This is a genomic window from Streptomyces tritici (genome assembly GCF_048500665.1).
Classification (GTDB): domain Bacteria; phylum Actinomycetota; class Actinomycetes; order Streptomycetales; family Streptomycetaceae; genus Streptomyces; species Streptomyces tritici.
Map to the genome: position 1 here is coordinate 3,416,740 of NZ_CP183183.1, position 18,495 is coordinate 3,435,234.

An 18,495-nucleotide genomic window follows, 5' to 3' on the forward strand; every position below is an offset into this window, starting at 1 on the left:
GATCACACAGGGAGCAACCGGAATGGGTTCGGTTCGCGTAGCCATCGTCGGCGTGGGCAACTGCGCCGCCTCGCTGGTACAGGGCGTCGAGTACTACAAGGACGCCGACCCGGCGTCCAAGGTGCCGGGGCTGATGCACGTCCAGTTCGGCGACTACCACGTGGGCGACGTCGAGTTCGTGGCCGCCTTCGACGTGGACGCGAAGAAGGTCGGCCTCGACCTGGCGGACGCCATCGGCGCCGGCGAGAACAACACCATCAAGATCTGCGACGTCCCGCAGACCGGCGTGACGGTCCAGCGCGGCCACACGCTCGACGGTCTCGGCAAGTACTACCGCGAGACCATCGAGGAGTCGGCCGAGGCGCCGGTCGACGTCGTCCAGGTGCTGAAGGACAAGCAGGTCGACGTGCTCGTCTGCTACCTGCCCGTGGGCTCCGAGGACGCGGCGAAGTACTACGCGCAGTGCGCCATCGACGCCAAGGTCGCGTTCGTCAACGCCCTCCCGGTCTTCATCGCCGGCACCAAGGAGTGGGCGGACAAGTTCACCGAGGCGGGCGTCCCGATCGTCGGCGACGACATCAAGTCCCAGGTCGGCGCCACCATCACGCACCGCGTCATGGCGAAGCTCTTCGAGGACCGCGGTGTCCGCCTGGAACGCACCATGCAGCTGAACGTCGGCGGCAACATGGACTTCAAGAACATGCTCGAGCGCGAGCGTCTGGAGTCCAAGAAGATCTCGAAGACGCAGGCCGTCACCTCGCAGATCCCGGACCGCGACCTGGGCGAGAAGAACGTCCACATCGGCCCGTCGGACTACGTGGCCTGGCTGGACGACCGCAAGTGGGCGTACGTCCGACTGGAGGGCCGTGCGTTCGGCGACGTCCCGCTGAACCTGGAGTACAAGCTCGAGGTCTGGGACTCCCCGAACTCGGCCGGTGTCATCATCGACGCCCTGCGCGCCGCGAAGATCGCCAAGGACCGCGGCATCGGCGGCCCGATCCTCTCGGCCTCCTCCTACTTCATGAAGTCCCCGCCGGTGCAGTACTTCGACGACGAGGCCTTCGAGAACGTCGAGAAGTTCATCAAGGGCGAGGTCGAGCGCTGAGCACTCCCCAGGAGCGCTGAGTCGTGACCGACGGCAGAGGGTCCCCGCGGCAAACGCCCGGGGACCCTCTGCCGTTTGCGCGTCACGGTGTGTGAGTCTTGCTGCCATGCCCGTCGTACGTGATCTGCGCGTACTCCTGCGCCTGACGAACTTCCGTCGTCTGCTCGCCGTCCGGCTGCTGTCGCAGTGCGCCGACGGCGTCTACCAGGTCGCCCTGGCCACGTACGTCGTCTTCTCCCCGGAGAAGGAGACCTCGCCCGCGGCCATCGCCTCGGCGATGGCGGTGCTCCTGCTGCCGTACTCGCTCGTCGGCCCCTTCGCCGGGGTTCTCCTGGACCGCTGGCCGCGCCGGCAGGTTTTCCTGTACGGCAATCTGCTCCGGGCTCTGCTCGCCACCGGTACGGCCTTCCTCATCCTGGCCTCCGTCCCGGACTGGATCTTCTACGCCTCGGCGCTCTCGGTCACCGCCGTCAACCGCTTCGTCCTCGCGGGGCTCTCGGCAGCGCTGCCCCGTGTCGTGGACTCCGAGCGGCTGGTCGTCGCCAACTCGCTGTCGCCTACCGCCGGAACTCTCGCTGCGACCCTCGGGGGCGGCATCGCCTTCGGGGTACGGCTGCTCGCCTCCGACTCGGACGCCGTGGTCGTGGCGGTCGGCGCGCTCCTCTACCTCTGCGCGGCCCTCGCGGCCCTGCGCATGTCCCGCGCCCTGCTCGGGCCCGACGACATTCGGCCGCAGCCCCGGATCGCGGCCGCCGTCGCCTCGACCGCCCGGGGGCTGCGGGAGGGGCTGCGCCATCTGGCCGAGCGCCGTCCGGCGGCGCGTGCGCTGGGCGCGATGACGGTGATGCGCTTCTGCTACGGGGCGCTCACCGTAGCCGTGCTCATGCTCTGCCGATACACCTGGGGCAAGACCGAGTCGGACGGGCTGGCGCTCCTGGGGCTGGCTGTCGCGATCTCGGGCGCGGGGTTCTTCGCCGCGGCGGTGATCTCACCGTGGACCGTGGGGAGGCTCGGCGCTTTCGGTTGGATGACGGCCTGCGCGGCGACGGCCGCTGTTCTCGAACCGGCACTGGGCCTGACTTTCGCCCCTGCGCCCTTCATGGTCGCCGCGTTCATCCTGGGGCTCGCCACGCAGGGCGCGAAGATCGCGACCGACACCGTCGTGCAGACCGCGGCGGACGACGCGTACCGAGGCCGGATCTTCTCGCTCTACGACGTTCTGTTCAACGTCGCCTTCGTCGCCGCGGCCGGGGTGGCCGCCCTGATGCTCCCGCCGGACGGCCGCTCCGTCCCGCTGGTCGTGATGGTCGCCGTCCTCTACGGCGGCACGGCGCTGTTCCTCCGCCGGACAGCATGAGGGGCGATGTTTCACGTGAAACATCGCCCCTTGCTCGCATCGCCGCCCCATGTTTCACGTGAAACATGGAAGCGCGCGGCGGCTCAGTCCTGAGCCGCCCACCATTCCTTCAGGGCGGCGACCGCCTCGTCATGCTCCATCGGCCCGTTCTCCAGGCGCAGCTCCAGCAGGAACTTGTACGCCTTGCCGACGGCCGGCCCCGGGCGGATCCCGAGGATCTCCTGGATCTGGTTGCCGTCCAGGTCGGGCCGGATCGAGTCGAGCTCCTCCTGCTCCTGGAGCTGGGCGATCCGCTCCTCCAGGCCGTCATAGGTCCGGGACAGGGCGGCGGCCTTGCGCTTGTTCCGCGTGGTGCAGTCCGAGCGCGTCAGCTTGTGCAGGCGCGACAGCAGCGGGCCGGCGTCACGCACATAGCGCCGCACCGCCGAGTCGGTCCACTCCCCGGAGCCGTAGCCGTGGAAGCGCAGGTGCAGCTCGACGAGACGCGAGACGTCCTTGATCATCTCGTTTGAGTACTTGAGCGCCGTCATGCGCTTCTTCGTCATCTTCGCCCCGACCACCTCATGGTGGTGGAACGAGACCCGGCCGTCCTTCTCGAAGCGGCGGGTACGCGGCTTGCCGATGTCGTGCAGCAGGGCGGACAGACGCAGCACGAGGTCCGGCCCCTCGTCCTCCAGCGCGATCGCCTGGTCCAGGACCGTCAGCGAGTGCTCGTAGACGTCCTTGTGCCGGTGGTGCTCGTCGCTCTCCAGACGCAGCGCCGGAAGCTCGGGCAGAACGTGATCGGCTAGCCCCGTGTCCACGAGCAGCCCAAGGCCCTTGCGCGGGTGGGCGGCGAGCACCAGCTTGTTGAGCTCGTCCCGGACCCGCTCCGCGGAGACGATCTCGATGCGCTCGGCCATCTCCTTCATGGCCGTCACCACCTCGGGCGCCACCTCGAAGTCGAGCTGGGCGGCGAAGCGCGCGGCACGCATCATGCGCAGCGGGTCGTCGGAGAAGGACTCCTCAGGGGTGCCGGGGGTGCGCAGCACGCGGGCCGCGAGGTCCTCCAGACCGCCGTGCGGGTCGATGAACTCCTTCTCGGGCAGCGCGACCGCCATGGCGTTCACCGTGAAGTCCCGGCGGACGAGATCCTGCTCGATGGAGTCGCCGTACGAGACCTCGGGCTTGCGCGAGGTCCGGTCGTACGCCTCGGAGCGGTACGTGGTGATCTCGATCTCGAAGCGCTGCACCGTGTCGCCGACACGCGCGTCCTTCTGGCAGCCGACCGTCCCGAAGGCGATCCCGACCTCCCAGACGGCGTCCGCCCACGGCCGGACGATCTTCAGCACGTCCTCGGGCCGGGCGTCGGTGGTGAAGTCGAGGTCGTTGCCGAGCCGCCCGAGCAACGCGTCCCGAACCGAGCCGCCGACCAGCGCGAGGCGGAAACCCGCCTCCTGGAAACGGCGGGCGAGGTCGTCGGCGGCGGGGGAGACGCGCAGCAGTTCGCTGACCGCGCGGCGTTGCACCTGGCTCAGTGCAGTCGGGTTGTCTTCGTTGGCGTTCGGCACAACAGAAAAGGGTACGTGTCCCCGCCGCCCGGGGCGTCCGGGTTTCCGCCCCGCCCCGGCGTTGATCACAACTGCTGGAGCAGTCCCCAGCACTTCGCCACAGCGTGCCTCGTTACCATGCGTGGACACAGCACGGGCAAGCACCGACACCACTGACAACGACGAGGACGGGCGAACGCGTGGCCGAGGCGGCAGACATCCAGGGGTCCTCTCCCTCACCTGCCCGCCGGTGGCTCCGGCGCACGGCGACCCTGGCCGCCGCGGCGCCGCTGCTCGCCGGCCTGCTCCAGGTACCCGTCGCCTCGGCCGCGCCCACGGCCGGCCCCGTGGCCGAGAAGGAGCCCACCGGCTCCCGGACCGTGGACGTGTCCCTCGACACACTGACGCCGAGCGCCCCGCTGGAGGGCGACACCCTCACGGTCAGCGGCACGGTGACCAACAACAGCCGTCAGGCCGTCACCACCGCGACCGTGGATCTGCGGGTCGGTCCCCCGCTCGACAACCGCAGCTCGATCGACGAGGCGGCGCGCCGCACCGGCTACCGCGCGGACAGTGACCCCGCCCCGCTGGGCGGTCCCTACACGGTCAAGATCCCGCGACTGGGCTCCGGGCTCAGCGCGGACTTCACCCTGTCCGTGCCGGTCGCCAAGCTGGGCCTGGACGATCCGGGCGTCTACCAGCTCGGCGTCTCCCTCTCCGGGCGGACCTCGTCCCAGGGGTACGACCGGGTCCTCGGCATCGAGCGGACCTTCCTGCCCTGGCAGCCCGAGGCCACCAAGAAGAAGACCCAGCTCACGTACCTGTGGCCGCTGATCTCCTCGTCCCGTGTCTCGGCCGAGACGGGCCCCGACGACCAGCAGACCCCGGTCTTCGAGAACGACGACCTCGCCGCCGAGCTGGCCCCCGGCGGCCGGCTGGAGCGCATGGTCGCGCTCGGCAAGGAGCTGCCCGTCACCTGGGTCGTCGACCCGGACCTCCTGGCCACCGTCGACGCCATGACGCGCCCCTACAACGTCAAGAGCGGCACGGACACGGAGCCGGGCCGGAACCAGGAAGTCGCCGAACGGTGGCTGAGCTCCCTGGAGCAGGCGGTGGCCGGCAAGAAGGTGGTCGCCCTGCCCTTCGCCGACCCGGACCTCGCCTCCCTCGCCCATCGGGGCAAGGACGTCTCGGGCTCGCTCGGCCAGCTGAAGCCGGCCACCGAGGTCGCCCGGACCACCGTGGAGACGGTCCTCCACGTGACCCCGTCCACCGACTTCGCCTGGCCGGTCGAAGGGGCCGTCGACCCGGCGATCGTGGACGTCGCCACCTCGGCGGGCGCCCGCAAGGTGATCGCCCGCAGCGACAGCCTCCGCGACGACCTCAGCTACACGCCCACGGCGGCCCGCCCGATCGGCGGCGGCACCACCGCGGTCGTCGCGGACGCCTCGCTCTCCACGGGCTTCCAGAGCGACCTGACCCGGGCCGAGAACTCCACGCTCGCGGTGCAGCGCTTCCTCGCCCAGACCCTGGCCATCACCCTGCAGGCCCCTGACAAGTCCCGCAGCGTCGTCGTCGCTCCCCAGCGGATGCCGACCGCGGCGCAGGCCCAGACGATGGCGACCGCACTGCGCGGTCTGGCCCCGCAGCGCTGGACCCAGTCCATGGACCTGATCGCCGCCTCCGCGGTCCGCCCGGACCCGCAGGCGGAGACGGACGTGCCGAGCGCCTCCCGGTACCCGCAGAAGCTGCGCAAGCGGGAGCTGCCGGTCGAGGCGTTCCGCGACATGAAGAAGACCCAGGAAGAGCTGGACGGCTTCGAAGTCATCCTGACCATGCCGTACCGGGTGGTGACCCCGTTCGGCAACGCGACCAGCCGCATGATGTCCACCTCCTGGCGCGGCCAGGCCCCGGCCGCCGCGCTGTACCGGATCGAGGTCCTCGACTACCTGCAGGGCCTCACGGAGCAGGTCCGGCTGATCGACAAGTCCGACCTCACGCTCTCCGGCCGGAGTGCGACGATCCCGGTCACCGTGCAGAACAGGCTCCTGCAGGGGGTCGACAACCTGGTCCTCCGGCTCACCTCGACCAAGCCGACCCGTCTGCACCTCGACGACGGCAAGGAGTGGGCCGAGCAGCCGGTGAAGATCGACGGCGGGCACAGCCAGTCCGTGAAGTTCACCGCGTCGGCGAACGCCAACGGCCCGGTCTCGATGACGGCCCAGCTGTACACGGAGGACGGCAAGCCGTACGGCCGCCCGATGGCCTTCACCGTGAAGGTCTCCGAGATCACCCCGACCGTGATGCTCGTCATCGCGGGCGGCGTCCTGCTCCTGGTGCTCGCCGGCGTCCGCATGTACAGCCAGCGCAAGCGCGCCGCCGCACGGAACGCGGAGGCGGAGGCCGCCGAGGAGGCCGAGGCCGCGGAGAACGGTACGGAGAGCGAGGCCGAGGCTGCGGAGGGCGACGATCCCGAGCAGCCGAGTGACCCGACGCCGGACACCGGTCCCGAAAGCGGCGACCCGTCGGGCACGGGTGAGAAAGTGGACCGTTGAGCGATGTCGTGGCCGGTCGGCCGGGGACGATGAGGTGGGGTAAGCATGAACGCGCCGTACGACGGTGACCGCGGTCAGGGCGCGGGCAGCGCAGCTGCGCCGTCCGGCGGGACGCCCGCGCCGCCGCCCGGGCCCGGCGAGGACCCGGCGACGCCGGGCGCCCCCGACGCTCAGGACCCCTACGTCCAGGACGCCTACGACCACGATCCGTACCGGGAGCGGGACCTGTCCGCCCAGGATCCGGTGACGGAGGCGCTCTACGACCGGGCCGCGCACCCCCCGCCCCCGCCGGGCACCTATGCCGAGCCCCAGCCGCTCTACGAGCAGCCCGCGGCCCCCCAGCACGCCCCCGACCCACGGGTGTGGGCGCAGACGCCCGCGCCCGAGCCCGACGGGCCCTCCCGGCACCTCCCGTACGGCGACGACGCCCGCACGGTCCAGTTCACCGGCGTCGACGACCTGGTGACCCGGGCCGGCGAGGAGACCCCTGAGCCTGACGCCTTCGCGCACCTGTACCGGGACCAGCAGACGCCCGGCGGCCAGGTGCCGCCCCCCGCCCCGGAGCCGGATCCGATGCCCGCGCCCGCACCGAAGAAGTCGGGGGGCCGCGCCTCCGGGCTGCTCAAGTCCAGCGCCGTCATGGCGGCCGGCACCCTCGTCTCCCGGCTGACGGGCTTCGTCCGCAGTCTGGTGATCACCGGTGCGCTCGGCGCCGCGCTGCTGGGCGACACCTACACCGTCGCGTACACGCTGCCGACGATGATCTACATCCTGACCATCGGCGGCGGCCTCAACTCGGTCTTCGTGCCGCAGCTGGTCCGCTCCATGAAGAACGACGAGGACGGCGGCGAGGCGTACGCCAACCGCCTGCTCACCCTCGTCATGGTGTCCCTCGGCGCGATCGTGGCGATCGCCGTGTTCGCGGCGCCGTTGCTGGTCCGGCTGATGTCCAACACCATCGCCGACAACCCCGACGCCAACAGCGTCGCGGTCACCTTCGCCCGCTACTGCCTGCCCACCATCTTCTTCATGGGCGTGCACGTGGTGATGGGTCAGATCCTCAACGCACGCGGCAAGTTCGGCGCGATGATGTGGACCCCGGTCCTCAACAACATCGTGATGATCGTGACGTTCGGCCTGTTCATCTGGGTCTACGGCACGTCCGCCGAGTCCCAGATGGGCGTCACCACCATCCCGGACGAGGGTGTCCGGCTCCTCGGCATCGGCACCCTGCTCGGCCTGGTGGTCCAGGCGCTGGCGATGATCCCCTACCTGCGTGAGGCCGGTTTCCGCTTCCGTCCCCGCTTCGACTGGAAGGGCCACGGTCTCGGCAAGACCGTCAAACTGGCCAAGTGGACCGTCCTGTTCGTCCTCGCCAACCAGGCCGGCGTGCTCGTCGTGACCCAGCTGGCCACCGCCGCGGGCGAGGCCTCGGGCAAGGACGGCGCGGGCTTCCTCGCCTACTCCAACGCCCAGCTGATCTGGGGCATGCCGCAGGCGATCATCACGGTCTCCGTCATGGCCGCGCTGCTGCCCCGCATCTCCCGCGCCGCCCACGACGACGACCCGGGCGCCGTCCGCGACGACATCTCGCAGGGCCTGCGGAACTCCGCGGTGGCGATCGTCCCGGTCGCCTTCGCCTTCCTGGCGCTCGGCGTCCCGATGTGCACCCTGCTCTACGCGTCCAGCGGCGTCGAGGCGGCGCAGGGCATGGGCTTCATCCTCATGGCCTTCGGCCTCGGCCTGATCCCGTACTCCGTCCAGTACGTCGTCCTGCGCGGCTTCTACGCCTACGAGGACACCCGGACGCCCTTCTACAACACGGTCATCGTCGCCGGCGTCAACGCGGCGGCCTCGGCGGCCTGTTACTTCGTCCTGCCCTCGCAGTGGGCGGTGGTCGGCATGGCCGCCTCGTACGGTCTCGCCTACGCCGTGGGCGTCGGCATCGCCTGGCGCCGACTGCGCAACCGGCTCGGCGGGGACCTGGACGGCGCGCACGTACTGCGCACCTACGCCCGGCTGAGCCTGGCGTCGCTGCCGGCCGCGGTAGTGGCGGGAGCGGTCGGCTACGGCCTGCTGAAGGCGCTCGGCAACGGCGCGTTCGGCTCGCTGGTCGCGCTCGTCGTCGGCACCGTGGTGCTGTTCGGACTGTTCTTCGTCGCGGCCCGCCGCATGCGGATCGCGGAGCTCAACTCCATGGTCGGCATGGTGCGCGGCCGCCTGGGCCGCTGACCGGCGGGCCTCGCACAACCATCGTCCGCCGCCGCGTGTCGTGCATAGCGCCGGACTGTGGGCACAATTGGCATGGCTGTTGGATGTGGCGCAACGGATGGGGAGGCAGGAACGACGGTGGCGGAACGTAGCACGGCTGCCGTCGACGTGGCCGACAACAGCGGTGACGACCCGCTGACCGCCCAGGCGGACACGGCCGCGACCGACGGGGTGGCGGACACGCAGGACACGGCGGAACGAACCGCGGCGGAGGCGGACGGCAAGGACGAGAAGAAGGACGACACGCCCCCGGTCATCGAGGCGCCCGAACTCCACAGCGGCCACAAGCTGGCCAGACGCTACCGGCTGGAGGAGTGCGTCACTCGTCTGGACGGTTTCAGCAGTTGGCGCGCCGTCGACGAGAAGCTCCGCCGAGCCGTCGGGGTCCACGTCCTGCCGGCCGATCACCCCCGCGCCCGGTCGGTGCTCGCCGCCGCCCGGTCCGCCGCTCTGCTCGGCGACCCCCGGTTCGTGCAGGTCCTCGACGCCGTCGAGGAGAACGACCTGGTCTATGTCGTGCACGAGTGGCTCCCGGACTCCACCGAACTGACCGCCCTGCTCGCGGCCGGGCCGATGGAGCCGCACGACGCCTATCAGCTCGTCTCGCAGGTCTCCCAGGCCATGGCCGCCGCCCACCGCGAGGGTCTGGCCCACCTCCGGCTCACGCCGAGCGCGGTGCTCCGCAGCTCCACGGGCCAGTACCGGATCCGCGGGCTGGCCGTGAACGCCGCCCTGCGCGGCATCAGCGCCGAGCGCCCCCAGCGCACCGACACGGAGGCGATCGGCGCCCTGCTGTACGCCGCGCTCACCCAGCGCTGGCCGTACGAGAACGACGCGTACGGTCTGACCGGGCTCCCGAAGGACATCGGTCTGATCGCTCCCGACCAGGTGCGGGCCGGGGTGCACCGTGGGCTCTCCGAGCTCGCCATGCGCGCCCTCGCCAACGACGGTGCCACGGCCTCCCGCCAGGAGCCGCCGTGCACCACGCCGGACGAGCTCGCCAAGGCCGTCGCGGCGATGCCCCGGATCCGGCCCCCGGAGCCCGAGTTCCCGGCCCCGGCCGAGTACCAGCGCACCACGTATCAGAAGGGCACCTACGGGCGTCCGCAGCCCGGCCCGCCCGTCACGCAGCCGATGCCACAGCCGCCTGCGCCTCTGCAGTCCCGCACCGGCAAGGCGCTGAAGTGGGCCGTGTCGGCCCTGCTCATCGCCGCGCTCGGCCTGGGCAGCTGGCAGGTGGCGGACAAGCTGCTGGACCGGAACAAGGGCCGGGAGGCCCCCCGGACCACGCAGCCCGAGCCCACCGAGAACAAGCAGCCCGAGTCGGGCAAGCCCGTCGCCATCAAGGACGCGCACGACTTCGACCCGTTCAGTGACGGCTCGGAGAACCCCCGCGCGATAGACAACGTCTTCGACGGCGATCGCAACACACACTGGCAGACCGCCAAGTACTACACGTACCCGAACTTCGGACGGCTGAAGGACGGCGTCGGTGTCGTACTGGACCTCGGCTCGGTCCAGCAGGTCGGCAAGGTCGACGTCGCCTTCCAGGGCGACACCAAGGTGGAACTCCACGCCGCCCCTGAGGACGCCTCGTCCCAGCCGACGTCTCTCGGCGGCTTCACCAAGCTCACCTCGGGCGCCGGATCGGATGTGGCACTCACCCCGAAGTCACCGGTGAAGACACGCTACGTTCTGGTCTGGCTGACCGAGCTGCCCAGCAGCGAGGGCGGCTACCGAGGCAGGGTCGCAGAAATCAAGATCACGAGCTGACGTCGCAGGGGAGGGGGCTCACCGGTGGACGAACAAGGCGGTCTCAGCGACCAGGAACTCCTGGCACGCCACGTGGCCGGAGATCCGGACGCCTTCGGTGAGCTCGTCCGCCGGCACCGGGACCGGCTGTGGGCGGTGGCCCTGCGCACCCTGGGCGACCGCGAGGAAGCCGCCGACGCCCTCCAGGACGCGCTGGTGTCCGCCTTCCGGGCCGCCCACACCTTCCGGGGCCAGTCGGCCGTCACGACGTGGCTCCACCGGATCACGGTGAACGCCTGCCTCGACCGGGTCCGCAAGGCGGCCTCCCGGAAGACCTCCCCCGTCGACGACACCACCCGCCTGGAACAGCTCCTCGAACCCCACGAATCCGCCGAAGCCCCCGCCGAGCGGCAGGACCTCCACCGGGAACTGCTCGCCGCCCTCGCCACCCTCCCCGCCGACCAGCGCGCCGCGCTCGTCCTCGTGGACATGCAGGGCTACCCCGTCGCCGAGGCCGCGCGCATCCTCGACGTGCCCACCGGGACGGTGAAGAGCCGCTGCGCACGCGGCCGGGCCCGACTGCTGCCGCTGCTCACTCATCTGCGCGCGGACACCGGGGGTAACGAGGCACCTGACCGGGGAAGGAACCGGACGCCAGGGACATCCGTCCCACCGGTGTCGAGGCGAACGGATACGGGACCCAACGGTCCAGCTGCTGTGAAGGGCGGAGGTGGGCGCGCGTGACATCCACGACCGGCAGGGCCGACACGACACAGCACCCGGATGTCTCGGAGATCTCCGACCTCACCGAGGGCCTGCTGCCACCGGCCCGGACCGCCGCCGTGCGCAGGCACCTCGAAGCCTGTTCGCTGTGCGCCGATGTCCGCACCAGCCTGGAGGAGATCCGCGGCCTGCTCGGCACGCTCCCCGGTCCCGCCCGGATGCCGGCGGACATCGCGGGCCGCATCGACGCGGCACTCGCCGCGGAGGCGCTCCTCAGCGCCACCGTCCCGGATGCCGCGGCGCATGTTTCACGTGAAACGCCGACCGAGTCCTCCGGCAGGGCTTCGGCCCCCGAGCCCGTGGGCCAGGCGTCCATGGCCGCCGACCGGCCGGCTGGACGTCCCAAGGCGGCCACGGGCCCGGGCCGTCCCTCCGGCCGCAGGCGCCGTCGAGTCGCCGTGCTCGGTGGTGTCTTCGGCGCCGCGATTCTCGGCCTGGGCACCCTGCTCCTCCAGGGCGGCGGGCTGCAGCACGCCGCGGACAGCACCGACAAAAAGCTCGACGCCGCGGTGAGCAGCCCGGACGACCGGTTCTCCGGTACCGGCATCGATCAGCGTGTCGAGGAACTCTTGTCCCGCGACGCGACCCGCAGCGTGCCCAAAGACGCGGCACCCGAGTCCTTGAAGTCCGAGTCCGAGCAGACCCCGATGCGTCAGCAGGACGCGGCGCTGCCTGAGTGTGTCCGCGCCGGTATCGACCGCACGGGTCCGGTCCTCGGTTTCCAGTCCGGCGATTACCAGGGCACACGGGCCTATCTCGTCGTCCTCCCACACGCCACGGACAGCTCTCAGGTCCAGGCGTATGTCCTCGACGCCTCCTGCGCCGAGGGCGGTGGCACCGCTGCCGCGGACGTGCTCCTGACGCACGCCTACCCTCGCACCTGACGCTTCGCCGTGCCGCGCGGCGGATCCGGGAATGCATCACCCTTAGGATCCGTTGGGTGGGGTGAGAGTCACCGAACCCGCCCCGTAGGCAGTAGGCAGTCTGCAGAGACGAGGAAGAAACCCGTGAGCGACGTCCGTAACGTGATCATCATCGGCTCCGGGCCCGCGGGCTACACCGCAGCGCTCTACACGGCGCGCGCGTCGCTGAAGCCGCTGGTCTTCGAGGGTGCTGTCACCGCCGGTGGCGCGCTGATGAACACGACCGACGTGGAGAACTTCCCCGGCTTCCGTGACGGCATCATGGGCCCGGACCTGATGGACAACATGCGCGCCCAGGCCGAGCGCTTCGGCGCCGAGCTGGTCCCGGACGACGTCGTCGCCGTGGATCTGACCGGCGACATCAAGACCGTCACGGACACCGCCGGCACCGTGCACCGCGCCAAGGCCGTCATCGTCACGACCGGCTCCCAGCACCGCAAGCTCGGTCTGCCCAACGAGGACGTGCTCTCCGGCCGTGGCGTCTCCTGGTGCGCCACCTGCGACGGGTTCTTCTTCAAGGACCAGGACATCGCCGTGGTCGGCGGCGGCGACACCGCGATGGAGGAGGCCACCTTCCTCTCGCGCTTCGCCAAGTCGGTGACGATCGTCCACCGCCGTGACTCCCTGCGCGCCTCCAAGGCGATGCAGGAGCGCGCCTTCGCCGACCCGAAGATCAAGTTCGCCTGGGACAGCGAGGTCGCCGAGATCCACGGCGAGCAGAAGCTCTCCGGTCTGACCCTGCGCAACACCAAGACCGGCGAGACCAGCGAGCTGCCCGTCACCGGTCTGTTCATCGCCGTCGGCCACGACCCGCGCACGGAGCTGTTCAAGGGTCAGCTGGAGCTGGACGAGGAGGGCTACCTGAAGGTGGACTCCCCCTCGACCCGTACCAACCTGTCCGGTGTCTTCGGTGCCGGCGATGTCGTGGACCACACCTACCGCCAGGCGATCACCGCTGCGGGCACCGGTTGCTCCGCCGCCCTGGACGCCGAGCGCTTCCTCGCCGCTCTCGCCGACGGTGAGAAGGCGGCCGAGCCCGCCCGGACGACCGCCGTCTGAGGCCCCCTCCCCACCCCCACACCCCGCGAAGTTAGGAGGCCGCCGTGGCCGATCTGAAGAACGTGACCGATGCATCCTTCGACGAGGATGTCCTCAAGAGCGACAAGCCCGTCCTGGTGGACTTCTGGGCGGCCTGGTGCGGCCCCTGCCGCCAGATCGCGCCGGCGCTCGAGGCCATCGCCAAGGAGCACGGTGACAAGATCGAGATCGTCAAGCTGAACATCGACGAGAACCCGGCCACGGCAGCCAAGTACGGCGTCATGTCGATCCCGACCATGAACGTCTACCAGGGCGGCGAGGTCGTGAAGACCCTCGTCGGCGCCAAGCCGAAGGCCGCCATCGAGCGCGACCTCGCGGACTTCATCGCGGAGTAGGCACGTCGGTACGACGTCTCCGTGTTTCACGTGAAACACGAACGGCCCGCCCCCATCGGGGTGGGCCGTTGTCGTCACAGCGGACGCAGGGCGGGTTCCTTCTGTACCGCCCCCAACAGCCGGTCCAGCGCCATCTCGACGTCCTCCTTCCAGGAGAGCGTCGTCCGCAGCTCCAACCGCAGTCGGGGGTGCGCCGGATGCGGCCGCACCGTCTTGAAGCCCACTGCCAGGAGATGGTCCGCCGGCAGCACACAGGCCGGTTCCTTCCAGCGCGCATCCCCGAACGCCTCGATCGCCCGGAAGCCCCGCCGCAGCAGGTCCTTCGCGACCGTCTGCACCATCACCCGCCCCAGGCCCTGCCCCTGGTAGCCCGGCATGATCCAGGCCGTCATCAGCTGAACGGCGTCCGCCGACACCGGGCTCGTGGGGAAGGCCATCGACCGGGGCACGTAGGCGGGTGGTGCGTAGAGCACGAAGCCGACGGGCACTTCGTCGACATAGACGACCCGGCCGCAGGAGCCCCACTCCAGGAGGACAGCGGAGATCCAGGCCTCCTTCTCCAGGTCCGGCCGGCCCGCTTTTACCGCAGCTTCTCCGCTGACCGGGTCGAGCTCCCAGAAGACACACGAGCGGCAGCGCTTCGGGAGGTCCGGAAGGTTGTCCAGGGTGAGCGGTACGAGTCGACGCCCCACAGGTCCTCACTTCCCTCACGTGCCGCACCGCGAGCCTGTGCCAACGCGGTGCGCTCCCTCAGCAGACTCCCGAGGAAGCCACCGACCACACCCAGGCCCAAGCCGGCCGTCACCCATCGACCGCGGCTCACCTCTCGCATGGCCCCGCCCCTCTCTGAGCCGGATCACGGTGGATATGCCATATCTGAACGCATCGTATCCATCGGACACTCGGGCGGATACCGAACGAAGGCAAAGGGCGGACCGTGTTCCGGCTTCAGCCGGAACACGGTCCGCCCCAGGACCGGAAGTAAGCCTCCGAGGGCCTCAGCCCTCGTCCTCGCCCTCGTTGGGCTCGGAGAGCGGGCGCTCCATCACCCGTCCCTCGCCGGGCGCCAGGGTGCCCAGGATGCGGTCCAGGTCCTCCATCGAGGCGAACTCGACGACGATCTTGCCCTTGCTCTTCCCCAAGTCGACCTTCACCCGCGTCTCGAAGCGGTCCGACAGTCGGGAGGCCAGATCGGTCAGCGCCGGGGACACCCGGGCGCCGGCCCGCGGGCCGCGCGGCTTCTTGGCCGCCTCGGGCTCGGAACCCATGAGGGCCACGATCTCCTCGACCGCCCGCACCGAGAGTCCCTCGGCGACGATCCGGTACGCCAGCTTGTCCTGCGCCTCCGCGTCCTCCACGGAGAGCAGCGCCCGCGCGTGACCGGCCGACAGCACCCCGGCCGCCACCCGGCGCTGCACCGGCGGCGAAAGACGCAGCAGCCGCAGCGTGTTCGACACCTGGGGACGCGAACGCCCGATCCGGTCGGCCAGCTGGTCGTGCGTGCAGTTGAAGTCCTTGAGCAGCTGGTCGTAGGCGGCGGCCTCTTCCAGCGGGTTCAGCTGGGCGCGGTGCAGGTTCTCCAGGAGCGCGTCCAGGAGAAGCTTCTCGTCCTCCGTGGCACGGACGATCGCCGGGATCCGCTCCAGGCCCGCCTCACGGCAGGCCCGCCAGCGCCGCTCGCCCATGATGAGCTCGTAGCGCTCCGGGCCGAGCTGTCGGACGACGACCGGCTGCAGCAGACCGACCTCCTTGATGGAGGTGACCAGCTCCGCCAGCGCGTCCTCGTCGAAGACCTCACGCGGCTGGCGCGGGTTCGGCGTGATCGAGTCCAGCGGCAGCTCGGCGAAGTGCGCCCCGGCCGGGGCCTCCGGCTCCACAGCGATCTCGGGCTCGACCTCCGGGACCAACGCCTCCGGCGCCTGTGCGCTCGCCGGCAGCGTCGCCATCTTCGCCGCCGGGACGCCCCGCTCCGGGGCCAGGACCGGGATCGTCCCCGGCGAGGCCGCCCCCGCCGCGGCGCTGACCGCCGGTACCTGCCGCTCCTGCGGAGCCGCCGGGATCAGCGCACCGAGCCCACGCCCCAACCCCCTCCGTCGCTCGCTCACTGGATCCCCTCCGACATGCTGTGCTGGTTGTTCTGGATGCCCACATGGGCGTGCTGGGCGTCATAGTGCAGACCGACGCCGCGCAGGGCGATCTCGCGGGCCGCCTCCAGGTACGACAGCGAGCCGCTGGAGCCCGGGTCGTAGGTGAGGACCGTCTGCCCGTAGCTGGGGGCCTCGGAGATGCGCACCGACCGAGGGATGCTGGTTCGCAGGACCTCTTCGCCGAAGTGGCTGCGCACCTCGTCGGCGACCTGGGAGGCGAGCCTGGTCCGGCCGTCGTACATGGTGAGCAGGATCGTCGACACATGCAGCGCCGGGTTGAGGTGACCGCGCACCAGGTCGACGTTCCGCAGAAGCTGGCCGAGGCCCTCCAGCGCGTAGTACTCGCACTGGATCGGGATCAGCACCTCGGCTCCCGCCACGAGGGCGTTGACCGTCAGCAGACCGAGGGACGGGGGGCAGTCGATCAGGATGTAGTCCAGCGGCTGCTCGTACGACTCGATCGCCCGCTTCAGCCGACTCTCGCGCGCCACCAGCGAGACCAGCTCGATCTCCGCACCCGCAAGGTCGATGGTCGCCGGGGCACAGAACAGCCCCTCGACGTCCGTCACGGGCTGCACCACGTCGGAGAGCGGCTTGCTCTCCACGAGGACGTCGTAGATCGAGGGCACGTCGGCGTGGTGGTCGATACCCAGCGCCGTGGAGGCATTGCCCTGCGGGTCGAGGTCGATCACCAGGACGCGGGCGCCGTGCAGCGCCAGGGAGGCGGCAAGGTTGACCGTCGTGGTCGTCTTGCCCACGCCGCCCTTCTGGTTGGCGACCACCATGATGCGCGTCTGCGCAGGCCGGGGAAGTCCCTCTCCGGCACGGCCCAGGGCCTCGACTGCCAGCTGGGCAGCACGACCAATGGGGGTGTCGTCCATCGGAGGCGATGTTTCACGTGAAACATCGGACCCCGCCGATTCGGTTCGGGGACCGGGGACCGGATCGGTCATCGGTCCCGCGATGTTGGCGTCGGACCGCAAGGATTCACTCTCCTCGGCTTCAGGCTCGCGATGAACAGAGCCTGCCATGCTTTCGGGGTCGTGAACCAGCGAGGCCCGTGGTTCTGTGGATGAATCCACCTCTGTGGACAACTCCGTGACCCTCACGGGTGGCTTCACCGGCGGCTTGGGCTTGCGGTCTCGGGGCGTGGCGGCCGCGCGGCCGCGGCTGATGATCCCCTGCAGCAGTGAGCGACGTTTCACGTGAAACACGATGCACGCGCCGCTCCGCCGCGACCGCCCGACACTCCGAAATAGGTACGTATGGCTGTTCGCGTGACGTAACGACTGGTACTAGCGGCGGCGGCGCGTCCGGCTGGGACGGGCGGCCTTGGCGCGCTTGGCCGCGAACCGCACACCGCCGGGGCTCTCCCCGACCTCCACCCGGACCACCGTCGACATCGGGTCCACGATGCCCTCGCCGACGTGCAGCACCGAGGTCTCCACCACACCGAGCTTCGACAGCGCCGAGCGGGCACCGTCCAGCTCTTCCTGGGCGGTGTCCCCCTTGAGCGCCAGCATCTCCCCGTAGGGACGCAACAGCGGGACACCCCAGCCGGCCAGCCGGTCCAGCGGGGCCACCGCGCGGGCGGTCACGACATGCACCGGCTGCAGCTTGCCCAGCACCTCTTCGGCGCGGCCGCGCACGACGGTCACATGCTCGAGCCCCAGCAGTTCGACGACCTCCTGCAGGAAGTTCGTCCGCCGCAGCAGCGGCTCCAGCAGCGTGATCTTCAGGTCGGGGCGCACCAGGGCCAACGGAATCCCCGGCAGACCGGCGCCCGAGCCCACATCGCAGACCGTGACGCCCTCGGGCACCACCTCGGAGAGCACCGCACAGTTCAGCAGATGCCGCTCCCACAGGCGCGGCACCTCACGCGGGCCGATCAGCCCACGCTTCACTCCCGCGTCCGCGAGCAGCTCGGCGTACCGGACGGCTTCCGGGAAGTACTCGCCGAAAACCGTCCGCGCCTGCTCCGGTGCCTGGGGGAGTTCTGCTGACTCCGTCACGGGAACCATCCTTCCGTACCGCGCCACCGCATGGGGTGGGCTGGCTATCAGGCTGACAAAGATCGGCCCCGCCTGCGAACAGACGGGGCCGACACCACAAGAAAGCGGTCAGGCGGGGAGTACGACGACGAAGCGCTGCGGCTCCTCGCCCTCGGACTCGCTGCGCAGACCGGCGGCGGCGACCGCGTCGTGCACGACCTTGCGCTCGAACGGCGTCATCGGGTCCAGCTTCATCGGCTCCTTGGTGGCCTTCACCTGCTCCGCGGCCTTGGCGCCCAGCTCGGCGAGCTCGGTGCGCTTCTTGGCGCGGAAGCCGGCGATGTCCAGCATCAGGCGGCTGCGGTCACCGGTCTCGCGGTGCACGGCCAGGCGCGTGAGCTCCTGGAGCGCCTCCAGCACCTCGCCGTCCCGGCCTACGAGCTTCTGCAGATCGCGGCTGCCCGAGTCGCTGATGATCGAGACCGAAGCCCGGTCCGCCTCGACGTCCATGTCGATGTCGCCGTCCAGGTCGGCGATGTCGAGCAGACCTTCGAGGTAGTCGGCCGCGATCTCACCCTCCTGCTCCAGGCGGGTCAGGGTGTCGCCACCCTCAGCGGCGGCGGAGGTGGTGCCTTCCGTCACGGATGGA

At 70.5% G+C, this 18,495-nt stretch carries 15 protein-coding genes; 9 read left to right on the top strand and 6 right to left on the bottom strand.

What is annotated here, in order from left to right; genetic code table 11:
* The first annotated feature begins 22 nt into the window (after positions 1-22).
* Together ACNJ93_RS15775 and ACNJ93_RS15780 are read left to right on the top strand one after the other, a co-directional pair.
* A complete protein-coding gene (locus ACNJ93_RS15775; protein WP_418958039.1) occupies positions 23-1,105 on the top strand; it encodes an inositol-3-phosphate synthase in 1,083 nt (360 codons plus the stop codon).
* 106 nt (positions 1,106-1,211) lie between these two features.
* Positions 1,212-2,462, top strand: a complete 1,251-nt coding sequence (locus ACNJ93_RS15780; RefSeq protein ID WP_418958040.1) for an MFS transporter — start codon at positions 1,212-1,214, stop codon at positions 2,460-2,462.
* 83 nt (positions 2,463-2,545) lie between these two features.
* On the opposite strand, the gene ACNJ93_RS15785 is transcribed toward ACNJ93_RS15780, so the two are convergent.
* A complete protein-coding gene (locus ACNJ93_RS15785) occupies positions 2,546-4,012 on the bottom strand; it encodes a CCA tRNA nucleotidyltransferase (protein ID WP_418958041.1) in 1,467 nt (488 codons plus the stop codon).
* A gap of 179 nt (positions 4,013-4,191) precedes the next feature.
* Between ACNJ93_RS15785 and ACNJ93_RS15790 the strand changes: the two genes are divergently transcribed.
* From ACNJ93_RS15790 to trxA, 7 genes are all read left to right on the top strand, one after another.
* Positions 4,192-6,546, top strand: coding sequence for a DUF6049 family protein (locus ACNJ93_RS15790; RefSeq protein WP_418958042.1), 2,355 nt, complete (start codon positions 4,192-4,194; stop codon positions 6,544-6,546).
* 45 nt (positions 6,547-6,591) lie between these two features.
* Positions 6,592-8,778 (top strand): murein biosynthesis integral membrane protein MurJ, encoded by a 2,187-nt coding sequence (gene murJ, locus ACNJ93_RS15795; RefSeq protein ID WP_418958043.1) that lies wholly within the window; start codon positions 6,592-6,594, stop codon positions 8,776-8,778.
* Positions 8,779-8,895: 117 nt separating this feature from the next.
* A complete protein-coding gene (locus ACNJ93_RS15800) occupies positions 8,896-10,590 on the top strand; it encodes a serine/threonine protein kinase (protein WP_418958044.1) in 1,695 nt (564 codons plus the stop codon).
* A gap of 24 nt (positions 10,591-10,614) precedes the next feature.
* Complete coding sequence (sigM, locus tag ACNJ93_RS15805) at positions 10,615-11,313, top strand: RNA polymerase sigma factor SigM (RefSeq protein WP_418958045.1); 699 nt, start codon at positions 10,615-10,617, stop codon at positions 11,311-11,313.
* Positions 11,310-12,236 (top strand): hypothetical protein, encoded by a 927-nt coding sequence (locus ACNJ93_RS15810; protein WP_418958046.1) that lies wholly within the window; start codon positions 11,310-11,312, stop codon positions 12,234-12,236. The genes sigM and ACNJ93_RS15810 overlap by 4 nt, the downstream gene beginning before the upstream one ends.
* A 123-nt stretch (positions 12,237-12,359) precedes the next feature.
* The gene (gene trxB, locus ACNJ93_RS15815) at positions 12,360-13,334 is read left to right on the top strand and encodes a thioredoxin-disulfide reductase (protein ID WP_418958047.1); all 975 of its coding nucleotides are present in this window, start codon (positions 12,360-12,362) and stop codon (positions 13,332-13,334) included.
* Between the two features lie 44 nt (positions 13,335-13,378).
* Complete coding sequence (trxA, locus tag ACNJ93_RS15820; RefSeq protein WP_418958048.1) at positions 13,379-13,708, top strand: thioredoxin; 330 nt, start codon at positions 13,379-13,381, stop codon at positions 13,706-13,708.
* 74 nt (positions 13,709-13,782) lie between these two features.
* On the opposite strand, the gene ACNJ93_RS15825 is transcribed toward trxA, so the two are convergent.
* The 5 genes from ACNJ93_RS15825 to ACNJ93_RS15845 form a co-directional block, all read right to left on the bottom strand.
* Positions 13,783-14,400: a GNAT family N-acetyltransferase gene (locus ACNJ93_RS15825; protein WP_418958049.1), complete on the bottom strand. Its 618-nt coding sequence runs from the start codon at positions 14,398-14,400 to the stop codon at positions 13,783-13,785.
* A 306-nt stretch (positions 14,401-14,706) separates the two neighbouring features.
* Positions 14,707-15,813 (bottom strand): ParB/RepB/Spo0J family partition protein, encoded by a 1,107-nt coding sequence (locus ACNJ93_RS15830; RefSeq protein WP_418958050.1) that lies wholly within the window; start codon positions 15,811-15,813, stop codon positions 14,707-14,709.
* Positions 15,810-16,886 carry a ParA family protein gene (locus ACNJ93_RS15835; RefSeq protein WP_418961422.1) on the bottom strand — a complete coding sequence of 359 codons (1,077 nt, stop codon included), beginning with the start codon at positions 16,884-16,886 and terminating at the stop codon, positions 15,810-15,812. Before ACNJ93_RS15835 ends, ACNJ93_RS15830 begins: the two co-directional genes overlap by 4 nt.
* Positions 16,887-17,150: 264 nt before the next feature.
* Positions 17,151-17,867, bottom strand: coding sequence for a 16S rRNA (guanine(527)-N(7))-methyltransferase RsmG (gene rsmG / locus ACNJ93_RS15840; protein ID WP_418958051.1), 717 nt, complete (start codon positions 17,865-17,867; stop codon positions 17,151-17,153).
* Between the two features lie 108 nt (positions 17,868-17,975).
* Positions 17,976-18,488, bottom strand: coding sequence for a protein jag (locus tag ACNJ93_RS15845; protein ID WP_418958052.1), 513 nt, complete (start codon positions 18,486-18,488; stop codon positions 17,976-17,978).
* Positions 18,489-18,495 lie beyond the last annotated feature (7 nt).

Excerpts from the sequence above, each read along its gene's own strand:
- ACNJ93_RS15780 (WP_418958040.1), top strand. The coding sequence starts at position 1,212 with ATGCCCGTCGTACGTGATCTGCGCGTACTCCTGCGCCTGACGAACTTC.
- ACNJ93_RS15775 (WP_418958039.1), top strand. The coding sequence starts at position 23 with ATGGGTTCGGTTCGCGTAGCCATCGTCGGCGTGGGCAACTGCGCCGCC.
- ACNJ93_RS15835 (WP_418961422.1), bottom strand. The coding sequence starts at position 16,886 with ATGGCAGGCTCTGTTCATCGCGAGCCTGAAGCCGAGGAGAGTGAATCC.
- murJ (WP_418958043.1), top strand. The coding sequence starts at position 6,592 with ATGAACGCGCCGTACGACGGTGACCGCGGTCAGGGCGCGGGCAGCGCA.